A 12,599-nucleotide genomic window follows, 5' to 3' on the forward strand; every position below is an offset into this window, starting at 1 on the left:
GAGTAAGTAATGCCGAAGTTAGTCACGATTGAAAACCACTTAACAGTAGAACAGTTAGATCAAAGATATCGTTATGCTCGTGAAGTAACTGAGAAAATTCACTATCAAACAATTTGGTTATTGGCCACTGGTAGAACTTGCTTAGAGGTCTCTGAAGTAACAGGTTATAGTCGAAATTGGATATACCGATTGGTACGTCGGTATAACGCTCAAGGAGCAAAAGGATTGGGAGACCAAAGAAAAAGAAATATAGGGCGTGAATCACTACTTGAGGACGTAGAGCAAGCTCAATTGTGGCAACTACTACAGCAACCAGCCCCAGATGGAGGACTCTGGAATAGCAGAAAACTAGCAGATTGGTTAAGTGCTCATATTGGCCGTCAAGTCTCTCGTCAGAGAGGATGGGAATATCTACAACAGATGGGCTTTCGGCTCAAGATACCACGTCCGAGTCCGATACGAAAGTTGCCTTTCACAACAAATGCTGTGGAAAAAAAACTCCAATGAGAGTTAGCTAAACTTCAAACCTATTTACCCACAGGCAGATATAGAAGTGTGGTGTGAGGATGAGCTCATATTAGGACTGCAACCGAAAGCTCGTCGGGTTTGGACACAACTTGGACAACAACCAGTTGCTAATGTCAAGACTCAATATCAATGGCTATGGCTTTATGGTTTTCTCCACCCTGAGTCTGGAGAAACATATTTCTGGATTTTACCTCAAGTCAACACAGAGTTATTCAGTCGTGTTTTAGCAGATTTAGCACGAGAATTTGACCTCAATCAAAGTAAACGGATACTGCTGGTGTTAGACCTAGCAGGATGGCATACTACTGACAAGCTGGTATTACCCGAAGGTATTGATCTGTTTTTTCTGCCGAGTCATTCACCAGAACTACAACCCGCAGAACGTTTGTGGCCTTTAACTAATGAAGCGATCGCTAACCACTCGCCGGAAAACTTAGATGAAGCTCGAACATCTGCTGGTCTATCGCTGCCAGAAAATTATGGAGCAGCAGGAATTTGTTCAGGGTTTAACCTGTTTTCACGCTGTGGCCTCAAACTAGAAATGCTTAATCATCACTAATCATCCGGACATGATATAAATCGTTGCTTATTACAAAGCCAGGCAAACAATGGAGATAATCCATCTTTTTCAGACTGAGGAGATTGTTTGAAAGCAGCTTCAGGAAATTCCTTGGATAATTTTGCCCGACACTTATTAGTAAGTGCAGTATTGACACTTTTTAAAGACTTAGAATTTAAGTACAGCTCAGATATTTTCCGAACTTTTCCACCGTCAAAATTTATAAAAGCTTCCTCGACTGCCAGATTTTTTAATCCATAAAAAGCCAATGCCAAGGCATCAGCAGCATCATTCTTGTCAGGCAATCGCTCAGACTTTCTAATGTATTTAATTTCTGGATGAGATACCCACTTCACGGGAACACCATGATGACTGGAGATATGTTGCCACAAATAGCTATAGTGGACTCCCGTCGGTTCTAGGATTAAACAATCAGCTCCCTGGAGAAAATTCACAAAATCCTCAACGCTTTCAGTTTTTAGGCTGAATTTCTTGCACATTCCCCGACGATGTTCCTTAAAATACTTTTTTAAAATGCTTTCTCCTTCCTCTAGCCTGTATTCAATTTCAAACTTATTCCTAGTGTAACCAATATCTGTGGGAAAAACTCCACCAATTGTAATTTTTTCGTACATAATTTCCTTAATTTTTGCGATCTGATGAACCGATCAATATGGATGTAATCAAATTTTGCAACCAAGGGAAATGGCAATTTAGCAGTTGACGCATTCTTTTGTAAACCCTACTAATTGCTTTATTTCCAGGGTGAGCTGCCAACCAACTCAATAAGGTAAAACAGATATAGAAAACCTCTAAAGGGTACAACTCAACATGAATTGGGGGTGAGCTTTTAAAGTGGTCTACCAAACTTTGAAACTTTTGCTTGTCTAGTACCATGACTTTTCCTGGCAATTAAAGTTTATAAGCGTTAGGTGTTTTCAATCCACTGTGGGGGACCTCTGGAAGAGATTGTTCCAATATTGGTAAGTGAATTGCCGATCGCTGAATCTCTGTTGCCATAGTTAGCAAAAGAAGGTAAAGTTCTTACTTGTAAGCGATTACAGTTTGAAAGCTGCAACAGTTTCCGCCAACTGTTGTTTAACTTTTTAACAGACAAAACTAAAAAGTCTCCTCTTACTACCAAGGAGGCAGGTAGCCCGGACTCTACCATCAGGACTGCTATCAGCAATTGCTGACATTCCAAAGGTAACTTCTGCAACTGTTCCCGTCGCCCGTCGCCAGGTTTTTCCTGTGGTTCCCTGGCAGGTGGCAAAGCTGGATATTCTTTAGCAGGTGGTAACAGTGGCTGTGTTATTGGTGGCGCTATAGGAACTCTGGGGGGCATCGGTGGAACGAAATTACTAACCTCAGCTATAGCCTTAATGATAGGTAGTCGAACATAAGTATAATCGCTATATGCCTGCTCCCAGGTACTACGCAATCGCAAGTCTCCATATTGTTCCTTGATTGAGGAACGGGTGATGTTTTCGTTGTCGAAAAAACGCTTGAAATCGCTGACAGTTTTTAGCTTCTCCATGATTTAAACCTCTACTTGGTAAATCTTGGCCTGATGTTGCCATAGTCTTTAAATCTGCTCTGACGCTTAATTTGTCGAGCATTGGCACGGGACATTCGTTTTGCAGTGCCTTCGTCGTAATAGCAGTCCTTAACAAATCTGCGATAGTTTTGTTGCCAATAAGACGAATCATCTACTAGCGCTCTATATCGTTCAGCTACCAGCAATCCCCAATTGTGTTTTAGTTCCAAATATTGCTGTCGTTGGTCTGGTGTCATTTATCGTTCTATTACCCATTCAGTGTAAGCAATGATGTCTTCTGGCTCTTTGCGAGATGGCCTATAGTGAGGCTGTTTTGCCAATCTATAGCCATCCCGCTTGCCAGCATCAGTCATTGAAGAAATTAAGGCGTCTATATCTTTCTTGTCACCAATAAGTCGGACTTCAATTGTTTGTCTGATACTCATCTATCGATTTTCTGTGCTTGTAAAATACTCTGGCTGCGCCTATGGAAAATCGAGCTGCTTTTGCCACTAATGCAGCCGCTTCTCCATTGGTCAAATCTCCATCTTTCTCCCAAATTGAAGGCATCAAGGATTCAAAAATGTTTGAAGCCAGAAAATGTTCGCCTGTTTCAGTATAATAATTTTCGTTCATTTCTAGTATTTTTAAACATTTCAAAAGGTCGTCGTTGTTGTCAGCCGATATTACTGGGAACTTGTTACCAATTTCGTCGTACATTTATATCTCAAAAAAAAACTAAATTAACGATGAGTATGGAAGTGTTGAATATCAATATTAATATCAATATTCGGTTGAAATGAAAAGCCTCCAGCAGCAGAAGCTCCTAAGTTAAATAGATTACTAATAATCCATAAAATTCCAATAACTACTAAGAATAGCTTTAACAGGAAAAATATGAATGTTATATTTTATTCGGCACTGACTGTGCGATTGTCTAATCTTTTTATCTTTTTTTCTGCTGTCTCTAATCTAGTTTCAAGTACATCTAGGTCATCATTTGTCCACATGATTAATGACCTGTTATCCAAAGGACGAAAGCCCAAATGATAGTGATAGTAATAGAGCCAAAAAATATTGTTAGTAATAGTGATATCCACGCGAGATAAGCCTCTATTTTTCTGGCATATTTTGCCATAGAGAGAAGTAATTCTTCTACTTTAGTTTCCATAATTACTGTTAAGAAATTTCGGTTTTATTGGCTTGGTTGGTACTGTTTGAGTCCTTAAATCTATCCTCATTAAAACGATCGACAGCGTACAAAGAATAGCGAGCAATATACCGAAGATGTGCCTCGTGATGTTCTAAAGGCAAGTCTTCAGTAGTCCTGTTCTCCGCAGCAACAATTGCCTTAAACAGTTCCCATGCCCTAAAATGGCGATGGAGTAGAACACCACGGACGGTTATTGCAAAGGGAATTTTTTAAGTCCGAAATCAGTTGGTTAGTTTGTTCCGCAACACTAATTTGCTGCTGTTGATTTGCTTGAGACTCATTCAGTTCATCAAGCACAGAGGTGATAGAATCTCGCATCCCAGTCAAGACACTTCGATTCCTGATAATTTCTTGAGCCACAAGGTCGGTGCCTTGTAAGACATCTTCCAAGACCTCTTTGATAGAACCGCCTTCAGCTTTTATCACTGCCTCGATGCCATCGAAAGCATTTAAGTAAGCGGCAGTTCCCGATACTACGGCATCCTTTATGTGACTCAGCGTCTGGGTTTGGTTTTTCAGTTCCCCTTCGATTTTTCCTAAATTTTCATCAAGGCTTATGTGTATATTATTTAATTTTTCTATATTAGCCTCATCATTGATGCCAAGATTAATGATAGCTTCAAGAGATGTTTCAAGGTTTTGCAAGCCATTTTTGATAGTCTCTAAGACTGGGAGATAATCTTGGTTTCCTGTTCCAGGGGAGTGAATGACTATTTCTTCGGTGAAGACGTGCATGATTTTCTAGATTTGTTGAATTGTGATTAAATTGATTTTGTCTACTACTTTGTCAAGAATTAGTTAGGAATACTTCCCTACCTTTAAGTCTTCAATTCTTAGATTCTCGCCAGCTCCAGTAGCGTAGAAATAAAGAGGTGCGCTCGGCACATAATTGAACTCTCTAATAGGGATACTGTCAACTAACACTTCAATACCATACCCGTCTGGGGATATTCTAAACTTAAGTTCAGAGGGAGATGGTTTGCTGAGGTCGGAATATTCGTAATCAATTACTGGATTGGCTTGATGGTGATGAATTGTCTTGCCATCTTTGCTGCTGTAATTATAAAAGCCAGCAGTCAACGCATCCCAGAAAGTTGCTAGTTTGTCAACGGACACGCCAAGAACGAGCCACTTAGACGCTTTGCAGGAGAAATATTCACCTGGATGTCTGATTGTTTCTGTTGACACAACAGAGCTGTCATAGCCGTGATTCCTCTTTCCATAGATAGAACTTCCTTGACGCTCCCACCCGTCTTCATCCTGGGTAAAAAATGAACCTCCTCTCGGTGATGGAGGGTTTTCGTACATAGAGGCAACAACTTCAGGGGGAGCATTCATTAATTCATGAATAGTATTGACACCTATCTCGTAGGTGTAAGGCTTGGTAACAGTGTTAGTCATAACTACCCCTCCACAACACTTGCGATGGTTACATAATCGTCCAAGACCTGACCCGACACATGGATATGAAGGGAAGGCTTTGAATTATCATAATTTTCTATTATCAGTGGTTCTAAGTCTCCGTATGGAGCAACCTGGAATCTAATTCTATTGCTGTTAGGCAATATGGTTGCGATTACCATGTCACTGATTCTATACTTTCCCTCCCAAGGAACGTGAGCAGTTGAATCTCCGAATCGATTGTACATATCGAAGTCTGAAAACCTGGAAAAATTGAGTTGAACAGGGGCTTCCACATTCAAAGGATTAGTGAAAGGCAATGTAACAAATAGCTGAAGTCGTCCTCCGAGCATCGTTTCTGCAATGCTGCGAACCTCTCTCTCGGACGCAACCTTTACTTTTTCTATATGAAGTTCACCTATAAAATAAAGGAATTGTCCTACTTTATAGAAAATTAATTCATTTTTGTGAACCGTTTCGGCTAAATCATTAGGGTCAAACAATTCGGCAGGCAACTCTACTCCATCGTACTCATTAGGGTCCATGTCCGTGAGTACCAAATTCATTCCAAATTTATATTTTTTGGGAACCGGAATAGTATTAGGCTCGGGGCTTCCCCCGTCCTTCTCTTTGACTGGTAATACCATGTCCGGATAATAGCGTGATAAAAAACCTTTTTCCCTTCTAACCTTTTCTTCCCTCCTGCCTCCTGCCTCCTGCCTCCTGCCTCCTGCCTTCCTGACTCTAAAGTGTAAGTATTCAACCGGACATAATATAAGATTTTAACTGTTGGGGTCAATGACCGGGATTCCCACATTATGACGAAGACAACAGGACTATAAGCATAGCATGGAAGAATGTCCCGCTTGATTTAGGAGGTAGGGTCATCAACCATGCCCAAGATGATACATTCACATCTTCAGCAGGGAATCATCCCTTTGATCAGAATAATAGATTGGCAGCAGCTATTGAAGTTTTTAAATTTCAGCACAGCCTAGAAATCGACGCTGCTCACAACACGAAGTCAGACGACACAAAGATTAGCTATAATATCGAATCAAATGATGCTATAGGTGGCTCTCCTATGACTTTTTCTGGTAGCGCCACTTTGCCAATTTCTGTAACCTTAAATGATGGAATCCTTCAAAGTGAAGGAGCAGAGTATTTGGGTGGTAGTTTGTAAAGGCTATTCTTCTTGACCGGGGAAAATAAGGTGGTGAGTCGCTACTCCTGAATCGAAGGTGTAGTTTATGTTCCCAGTGTAGCTAGCTGAAATGACGATTTCATCTCCTTCTTCAAATCTAGTAAGATAAGCTCTTAGAGAGAATTCGGAGTTCATGATAGGAGTTCCTATTATATCCATCAAATTCTGATGCTCTCTTGTGAAATGAGGCTTGTTATCCCTGGTTTTTACATGATAAGAGTTGTATAAAAGTTTGTGCCCTAAGACTTGATTAACGCCTAGGCGCCTTTTGAATAAAACCAATTTAGAAGCATAAGGCTTGCCGTCCTCGTCAAATGTTGCGTCGTTGTATTTTCTTTCGTACTCGATCTCGTCTGCTCTTTCCTTCAGATCACTGTCTGTAAGGCTATACTCTCTTGAAGGCTTTGGGGCGAGAGAGGGAAGAATGTAGCTAACGGAAAGATGATTCATGATAAAGTTTGTATTTAGGAAAGATCTATTTGCTGCTGCCGAATCATGCCTTCTTTCTTCGTTATCGAAATCTATGATAGTGTTGTTCAATCCTGCCCCAGTGATTGGTATTAAGAAGCTTTTGCTGATTGGTTCTGAGATTCTTTCTTGCACAGTTATTTTTGAAAAATGGGAAAACTAAAGAATACGCTTTCTGGTAATCTTAACACTAAAATAGATATAGATAAACAAAATCATCCCGTTTTTGGTATTGACATAGATATTGGCGCGGTAGGAATCACCCTAAGCACTGAAGACGGAGGTACTGCAGGTATCAAACTAGGATTAGGTGTTGAATACAATGTACAAGGGGGTGGCAGTGTAGACATCTTAGGGGTATATAAGATGGAGGTAGAAAAGAGTGGATGCGTTTATGTCAAAGACTTTTATGCTGGAGGATTTTATACTCATACTGAAGTAGAACTAATTCCGAATTGTGACATAGAGGAAAAAGAGCCGCCAGAGTTAGATAAGGATGCCAGTGGAATGGCAGAAGATATTAAATCAAACTTTCCTGACAATCAATTTGGAAGTGATTCTTTCCCTGGAGACCCAGACGATGTTTTAGTTGGGGTTGCCGTCTGGAACGCAACCGAATTTGCCTACGCAGCTTACAACCCTGACGGTTCCAAGGTTAGAGACTCAGGTATCGGACATGATATAATAGAGCAAGTTTCTGAACCCGTTGTGACTGGCGAGGGATATCTTAGATTTTATTCTGTCGAACTCAAAAGAAGCTACTTTCGGGGGTGGGCAGTCTTAGATTATTTTATTCCCTTTCTCCACACAGGTTTTCCTGAATGGTTTACGGGCGCTCAATTTACAGATCTTAGTCCTTTTTTGGGCACAGAGCTTGCTTGGTATTATGTGACACATCCACCGATGGAGGCTCCCTCTGTACACACAATTTTCCAGGAGGACTTAGTTCTCCTCATAGAGCAGACGACGCTACCTTTTCGTCTATTCGAGACGGGTAAGCCATATTTGTTTAAAGCCAAAAGGAGGGTTCTAAATGCTGCGAGGGGCTTGGTGGCAGATTTCTATTCTGAGGCAAGAGACAATTCCTTGCATAGACGGCTCAGAAAGCCTGAAAACGAACCTGAGTGGTCTGCTGGATTTACCTCCTGGAGACTAGACTATTTAGGAGTGTACAATCTAACCCAAGGATTTCCAGACGGGCAATCTCACAAACCGCCTCCGGAACCTATAAAACTTCCAGGTGAACCAGATATGAGTAAGAAATGTTGTTTTACAGAAGACGATCGCAAACGGGCAAAGCTAACTCTTTTAAATACTGGAGGATTTGGCTTCCCTGGAAAGATAGGGATTAATGATAACACTTTATCTGCTAAGTTTCCCGTAGAGGAAGGCGAGACTTTACAAAAATGGGAATCTCCTATTTCTTCCCTCTTAGAACTTCACATTTGGAGGATTTTGAATAATTCCCCAGCAGACAGTGAGCTAACAAGAAAAATCGCTCTTAGCCTAGGAGTTCCAGTTGAAAAATTCAAAGTCAATGAACAATATCCAGACGGAATTAAAGAACAATCATCACCTGAAGATTATGGCTTCCCCTTCAAAGTCTCTAGAAGCTGGACAGAGCCGGACAAGAAAGGGGGAATGACTATCTATAATTTAAAACACCTATCGCTAATCTTAGGCAATCTATTGGCTGAGATCCATCAAGCATTACGGCCTAATGAATTATTAACAGAAGGCGTTGAATATCCTAACCAATGGATAGCACCCAGAGGGAAAGGAACCTCTAAAGCTTCTAATTACTTGCAATTGTTTGAGGTGTTAAGCAAGATGCTCGACCACTTGGGGATTCATCCATGTGAACCAACATTAGCAGACCTCAACCCCGCCCAACCAGGGCAACAATCTTGGGGGATTAAGGTCAACAACGCAACCCATGCTATGAAATTAGTCCTAGAATTTATTAAAGAAACCGACGGCGATCAAGCAGCAGCGTTAAACTTAAACCTTAGAGAATCAATACTGCTAGGGCAGATGTTTACGATGGTTGCGTCAATATATTTAGACGGTAAGACTACTCACAAAATGGATCGTCCTGCTTCTCCTGCTGCCAGACAAAGAGGACGTGCAACTGTATATCCTTTGAGTTTTATATTCTAGCTGTCTACGAAACTCATAAAATCACTATCTGCTAATTGATTTAGCTAACTTGTGGTTGGCTAACATTCCGCTGACGTTCAAATCTTCGCTTGAGCAACAACACTGTGGTTTTTAGCTAGATATGTTGTCAGTTTATGAAGTGCATCTTTGCGGATGTTAGCTACTCGTCTGTGCTGCGATCGCTAGCTTGATTACAGCTTTGTGCCAATTATTTGAATGTTTTACTTTCCTGCTCAGTTGACGTTGCAATTTTGCTAGTTTATCTTGAGCTGTACGGTAAGGTTTAATGCTTGGGAAAACTTGACCAGTACTTAGTGTTGCTAGCTTTTTCACGCCTAAATCAACACCTACAACATCAGTAGTTTTTGGTGTGGGAGTTGCACGCTTATCATAGCTCAAACTTAAGTACCAATCACCAGCTTGTCTGCTGATAGTTATTTTTTGAGTTGTTGCTTCAATTGGTTCATAAGTTTTCACAATACCAATAAAAGGTAATTTGTGACTCCATCCATTTAATTCTATGGGTTTTCCACTGGTTTTCAATTGTGAATGAATCAGACCTACCTTTCTTCTTAAACTTTGGATGTTTACCTAACCCTTGAAAGAATCTTTTAAATGCTTCACCTAAGTTGATGAAAGCGTATTGATAAACTTTAGATGTTTGCGAAGCATTCCGTAGGAAAAGATTTTTCATCCAGGGATAGAGTGGTTTTGTGTGATTGGTAAAAACTTCTCTTAGCTTACGAGCATTTGGTTTGTAACCATCTTTATAAGCAGCATTCCATAAACTTAAACCCCAGTTATAACACCATCTGCTATAACCTGCGTGTTGAGCCATCAGAGTCTTCTGTTTATTATTAAGTTTCAGCTTTGTTAATCATGGATTTCATATATGGGTGAGTGCAACCTGCTCTATAAAGTATGCTTATTGACGTAATGTATCGTTATTCTCTGATTAAGTCAATGTTCCCTAAAAGAAAATTAAAAATATCAATAGCAAAATCGTTAAGAGTTCCCGCCAGAAATTGGTTTCTCTCAGAATTATCAGACTCAACCTCTGACTCAAACCACTTTTTGAGAACCTCTGCAAAAATCAAGTCGAGTTTATCCTGATTTTCTGCCAGAAGTCGATAGACAACTTCAGGGTCCCCATTACTGTCAACCTCAGCTTGCAAAACCTCCATCAAAAATCTCAAATATTCCTCAAGTATCTCTTTTTCTGGAGCAACCCCATCGCTGACCCTACCACCGGGAGACTCGAAATTAAACAACCCCAACAACTTTCCCAGCAAATTCCGCAGAAACTTCATATTCTTAACTTTCTCCTTGCAAATATTCCGCCACTTGTCCGCAAACCCGTACCAACCCATGAACCATGAGTTCCAAGAGTTCTGAAACATCTCTCAGAAGTACTACCAAAATGTTAACTTTCTTTTAGGAGATGCGATCGCTAATCATCAACAAAAAGCATAAATTTAATTTATCAATTCAGTCATTAAAATTATTTATTCCTATAAAACCAGCTCCGAATTTCTCCAAATCATTACAAAATATTTTACCTATTTGCGTTATTTCAGAAATTTGGTATCATACTCTGTACATAAGATATTGTGGTTTTTTTATACCTAAAATTAAAAACTACTATCTTTAAAAGACTGTAATTCAGTATTTACCTTAAGTATCAGCCTCATTATCTAGATTTTTAGCTAGGATGGATAACTTCAAAAAAACAAATTTTATATAGGTATAAGTATTTAAGTAATTGTAGCTATTGACAGGTACGAATTTCTAATAACTGATAACTGAAATAGCAGGTGATGGACAAATAGACAAATAAATAAAATTGGGCGTCGTCATCTTTAAATATACTTCTCAATTGCCCATCGCCCATCACCAACATAAAATAAATTTAACTAATGAGGGATTCGGGGAGCTATAAGTCCCGCGCTGTATGCGTAGCATCAGCGTCGGGATACATGGACTCCCCGCCCTTGTCGATTCGGCTCGATGCCGATGAGACAAGCATTTACCAGTAGCTATAGCTTGTGGTAAACTACAGCTATGCTGAGGATGAACTACACTTACCGAATCTATCCAGATGCCAACCAACAGACTGAACTGTTGAATTGGCTTGAGACCTGTAGAGGCGTGTATAACTACGCTTTGCAGGAACTCAAAGACTGGATTGCTTCGCGATCTGGTCTGGTAGACAGGTGTTCGTTGGAGAAGGAGTACATCATTCCTGCCGATGAGCCATTCCCGTCTTACCATCGTCAACAAAACAACCTGCCCAAAGCTAAGAAGCAATTCCCGCGTTTGGGCCAGGTGCATTCTCAGGTGTTGCAGACTACTATCAGGTTAACGCCGGAAAGCAAACAGCAGGTATTGATAAGGAGATAATTAATACCCCTGCACAGCGAGTGAAACTTGCTAATACTTGGGAGATGCCAGAAGCTAAACCCACGAAGAGGGTATATATACCTAAGTCTAACGGCAAGAAACGTCCTCTGGGAATCCCGACCATAAAGGATAGAGTCGCACAAGCAATAGTCAAAAACATACTAGAACCCGAATGGGAAGCCATATTTGAATCTAACTCCTACGGATTCAGACCAGGAAGAAGTTGTCACGACGCAATAGCACAAAGTTACATCAGGCTGAGTGTCAATCCCTCAAGCTGTAGTGACAAATGGGTTTTAGACGCTGATATCAAGGGTTTCTTCGACAACATTGCCCATGAATCCATCCTGAACATGATAGGTTCTGTGCCACAAGGGGCATTAATCAAGGAATGGTTAAAAGCAGGATTTATCGACAAAGGGATACACAACCCTTCCGAGACAGGCACTCCTCAAGGTGGCGTAATAAGTCCAATACTAGCAAATATTGGACTGCACGGGGAGCGAAGAATATATAAAAACAGTCAACCCAAAGCTAGGCATCATCAGGTATGCGGATGACTTTATTGTTACCGCTAAAGACAAGGAATCTTTGGAACAAGTGCTTATCCTGATAAAGCAATGGTTGTCAAGTAGAGGCTTGAAAATCAGTGAGGAGAAGACAAGGATAGTAACAATGAAAGAAGGCTTTGACTTTCTTGGATTCAACTTACGTCACTTAGGTGGCAAATTACTAATTAAGCCCCAGAAAAAGAAAGTATTAGCTTTCTGTAAAAAGATTGGGGAAACTATAAAACAAAAGAAAAGTGCGACCCAAGAAGAAGTCATTAAAACCTTAAATCCGCTTCTGAGAGGTTTTGCTAACTATTACAGAGGAGTAGTGAGTAAAGAAACCTTCAACTACATTCATTATCGAGTGTGGAAATACCTCTTTAATTGGGCTAAACGTCGGCATCCCAACAAGACAAATGGGTGGATAGCAAATAAATACTTCAGAAAAGTCAAGGACAATCGCTGGACTTTTGCGTGCAATGGGACTGGAAGAAAAGGCACAGATGTACTCTGGGTTCTATACGACATCAGTAGTACTCCTATAGTCAGGCACGTCAAGGTCAAAGGAACGGCAAGCC

18 protein-coding genes and 2 pseudogenes are annotated in these 12,599 nt (G+C 40.5%); 7 read left to right on the forward strand and 13 right to left on the reverse strand.

The features are described from left to right. The first annotated feature begins 9 nt into the window (after window positions 1-9). Window positions 10-1,067, forward strand: a pseudogene (locus F6K54_RS28795) (IS630 family transposase). A 16-nt stretch (window positions 1,068-1,083) separates the two neighbouring features. Here F6K54_RS28795 and F6K54_RS28800 read toward each other — a convergent pair. The 9 genes from F6K54_RS28800 to F6K54_RS28840 form a co-directional block, all read right to left on the reverse strand. Beyond that, on the reverse strand, window positions 1,084-1,722 hold the full coding sequence (locus F6K54_RS28800) for a transposase (protein WP_293085372.1): 639 nt from the start codon (window positions 1,720-1,722) through the stop codon (window positions 1,084-1,086). Between the two features lie 7 nt (window positions 1,723-1,729). After that, window positions 1,730-1,984, reverse strand: a complete 255-nt coding sequence (locus tag F6K54_RS28805) for a hypothetical protein (protein ID WP_293085375.1) — start codon at window positions 1,982-1,984, stop codon at window positions 1,730-1,732. Window positions 1,985-2,015: 31 nt separating this feature from the next. Further along, window positions 2,016-2,624 carry a hypothetical protein gene (locus F6K54_RS28810; protein ID WP_293085378.1) on the reverse strand — a complete coding sequence of 203 codons (609 nt, stop codon included), beginning with the start codon at window positions 2,622-2,624 and terminating at the stop codon, window positions 2,016-2,018. A gap of 11 nt (window positions 2,625-2,635) precedes the next feature. Then, on the reverse strand, window positions 2,636-2,881 hold the full coding sequence (locus F6K54_RS28815) for a hypothetical protein (protein ID WP_293085381.1): 246 nt from the start codon (window positions 2,879-2,881) through the stop codon (window positions 2,636-2,638). Further along, complete coding sequence (locus F6K54_RS28820; protein WP_293085384.1) at window positions 2,882-3,070, reverse strand: hypothetical protein; 189 nt, start codon at window positions 3,068-3,070, stop codon at window positions 2,882-2,884. Then, window positions 3,048-3,344 carry a hypothetical protein gene (locus F6K54_RS28825; RefSeq protein WP_293085387.1) on the reverse strand — a complete coding sequence of 99 codons (297 nt, stop codon included), beginning with the start codon at window positions 3,342-3,344 and terminating at the stop codon, window positions 3,048-3,050. Before F6K54_RS28825 ends, F6K54_RS28820 begins: the two co-directional genes overlap by 23 nt. A 649-nt stretch (window positions 3,345-3,993) precedes the next feature. Beyond that, window positions 3,994-4,572, reverse strand: a complete 579-nt coding sequence (locus F6K54_RS28830; RefSeq protein WP_293085389.1) for a hypothetical protein — start codon at window positions 4,570-4,572, stop codon at window positions 3,994-3,996. Between the two features lie 63 nt (window positions 4,573-4,635). Beyond that, the gene (locus tag F6K54_RS28835; RefSeq protein WP_293085392.1) at window positions 4,636-5,175 is read right to left on the reverse strand and encodes a hypothetical protein; all 540 of its coding nucleotides are present in this window, start codon (window positions 5,173-5,175) and stop codon (window positions 4,636-4,638) included. 65 nt (window positions 5,176-5,240) lie between these two features. Then, window positions 5,241-5,885, reverse strand: coding sequence for a hypothetical protein (locus F6K54_RS28840; RefSeq protein ID WP_293085394.1), 645 nt, complete (start codon window positions 5,883-5,885; stop codon window positions 5,241-5,243). A gap of 308 nt (window positions 5,886-6,193) precedes the next feature. Here F6K54_RS28840 and F6K54_RS28845 point away from each other — a divergent pair, with 308 nt between their 5' ends. After that, window positions 6,194-6,421 carry a hypothetical protein gene (locus F6K54_RS28845; RefSeq protein WP_293085397.1) on the forward strand — a complete coding sequence of 76 codons (228 nt, stop codon included), beginning with the start codon at window positions 6,194-6,196 and terminating at the stop codon, window positions 6,419-6,421. A 3-nt stretch (window positions 6,422-6,424) separates the two neighbouring features. Here the strand turns inward: F6K54_RS28845 and F6K54_RS28850 are convergent, their stop codons facing one another. After that, on the reverse strand, window positions 6,425-7,045 hold the full coding sequence (locus F6K54_RS28850; RefSeq protein WP_293085400.1) for a hypothetical protein: 621 nt from the start codon (window positions 7,043-7,045) through the stop codon (window positions 6,425-6,427). A 15-nt stretch (window positions 7,046-7,060) separates the two neighbouring features. On the opposite strand from F6K54_RS28850, the gene F6K54_RS28855 reads away from it, so the two are divergent. Next, entirely contained in the window at window positions 7,061-9,070 is a 2,010-nt protein-coding gene (locus F6K54_RS28855; protein WP_293085402.1) for a hypothetical protein, read from the forward strand. A gap of 156 nt (window positions 9,071-9,226) precedes the next feature. Here the strand turns inward: F6K54_RS28855 and F6K54_RS28860 are convergent, their stop codons facing one another. From F6K54_RS28860 to F6K54_RS28870, 3 genes are all read right to left on the reverse strand, one after another. Then, a complete protein-coding gene (locus F6K54_RS28860; RefSeq protein ID WP_293085405.1) occupies window positions 9,227-9,613 on the reverse strand; it encodes a transposase in 387 nt (128 codons plus the stop codon). Continuing rightward, window positions 9,534-9,908, reverse strand: a complete 375-nt coding sequence (locus tag F6K54_RS28865) for a helix-turn-helix domain-containing protein (RefSeq protein WP_293085407.1) — start codon at window positions 9,906-9,908, stop codon at window positions 9,534-9,536. The genes F6K54_RS28860 and F6K54_RS28865 overlap by 80 nt, the downstream gene beginning before the upstream one ends. A 106-nt stretch (window positions 9,909-10,014) precedes the next feature. Then, window positions 10,015-10,380, reverse strand: a complete 366-nt coding sequence (locus F6K54_RS28870; RefSeq protein WP_293085410.1) for a hypothetical protein — start codon at window positions 10,378-10,380, stop codon at window positions 10,015-10,017. A 760-nt stretch (window positions 10,381-11,140) separates the two neighbouring features. Between F6K54_RS28870 and F6K54_RS28875 the strand changes: the two genes are divergently transcribed. From F6K54_RS28875 to F6K54_RS28890, 4 genes and pseudogenes are all read left to right on the forward strand, one after another. After that, window positions 11,141-11,470 carry a helix-turn-helix domain-containing protein gene (locus F6K54_RS28875; protein ID WP_366558258.1) on the forward strand — a complete coding sequence of 110 codons (330 nt, stop codon included), beginning with the start codon at window positions 11,141-11,143 and terminating at the stop codon, window positions 11,468-11,470. A 20-nt stretch (window positions 11,471-11,490) separates the two neighbouring features. Further along, window positions 11,491-12,030 carry a reverse transcriptase domain-containing protein gene (locus F6K54_RS28880; RefSeq protein ID WP_293085413.1) on the forward strand — a complete coding sequence of 180 codons (540 nt, stop codon included), beginning with the start codon at window positions 11,491-11,493 and terminating at the stop codon, window positions 12,028-12,030. A 31-nt stretch (window positions 12,031-12,061) separates the two neighbouring features. Beyond that, a pseudogene (locus F6K54_RS43220) lies at window positions 12,062-12,121 on the forward strand (hypothetical protein); the annotation flags it as partial. Between the two features lie 24 nt (window positions 12,122-12,145). Beyond that, window positions 12,146-12,599: group II intron maturase-specific domain-containing protein (locus tag F6K54_RS28890; protein ID WP_293085415.1), on the forward strand; the 454-nt coding region annotated here is incomplete at its 3' end.

Source organism: Okeania sp. SIO3B5 (genome assembly GCF_010692555.1).
Lineage (GTDB): Bacteria > Cyanobacteriota > Cyanobacteriia > Cyanobacteriales > Microcoleaceae > Okeania.

Excerpts from the sequence above, each read along its gene's own strand:
- F6K54_RS28800 (WP_293085372.1), bottom strand. The coding sequence starts at position 1,722 with ATGTACGAAAAAATTACAATTGGTGGAGTTTTTCCCACAGATATTGGT.
- F6K54_RS28805 (WP_293085375.1), bottom strand. The coding sequence starts at position 1,984 with ATGGTACTAGACAAGCAAAAGTTTCAAAGTTTGGTAGACCACTTTAAA.
- F6K54_RS28810 (WP_293085378.1), bottom strand. The coding sequence starts at position 2,624 with ATGGAGAAGCTAAAAACTGTCAGCGATTTCAAGCGTTTTTTCGACAAC.
- F6K54_RS28815 (WP_293085381.1), bottom strand. The coding sequence starts at position 2,881 with ATGACACCAGACCAACGACAGCAATATTTGGAACTAAAACACAATTGG.
- F6K54_RS28820 (WP_293085384.1), bottom strand. The coding sequence starts at position 3,070 with ATGAGTATCAGACAAACAATTGAAGTCCGACTTATTGGTGACAAGAAA.
- F6K54_RS28825 (WP_293085387.1), bottom strand. The coding sequence starts at position 3,344 with ATGTACGACGAAATTGGTAACAAGTTCCCAGTAATATCGGCTGACAAC.
- F6K54_RS28830 (WP_293085389.1), bottom strand. The coding sequence starts at position 4,572 with ATGCACGTCTTCACCGAAGAAATAGTCATTCACTCCCCTGGAACAGGA.
- F6K54_RS28835 (WP_293085392.1), bottom strand. The coding sequence starts at position 5,175 with ATGAATGCTCCCCCTGAAGTTGTTGCCTCTATGTACGAAAACCCTCCA.
- F6K54_RS28840 (WP_293085394.1), bottom strand. The coding sequence starts at position 5,885 with ATGGTATTACCAGTCAAAGAGAAGGACGGGGGAAGCCCCGAGCCTAAT.
- F6K54_RS28855 (WP_293085402.1), top strand. The coding sequence starts at position 7,061 with ATGGGAAAACTAAAGAATACGCTTTCTGGTAATCTTAACACTAAAATA.
- F6K54_RS28865 (WP_293085407.1), bottom strand. The coding sequence starts at position 9,908 with ATGGCTCAACACGCAGGTTATAGCAGATGGTGTTATAACTGGGGTTTA.
- F6K54_RS28870 (WP_293085410.1), bottom strand. The coding sequence starts at position 10,380 with ATGAAGTTTCTGCGGAATTTGCTGGGAAAGTTGTTGGGGTTGTTTAAT.
- F6K54_RS28875 (WP_366558258.1), top strand. The coding sequence starts at position 11,141 with ATGAACTACACTTACCGAATCTATCCAGATGCCAACCAACAGACTGAA.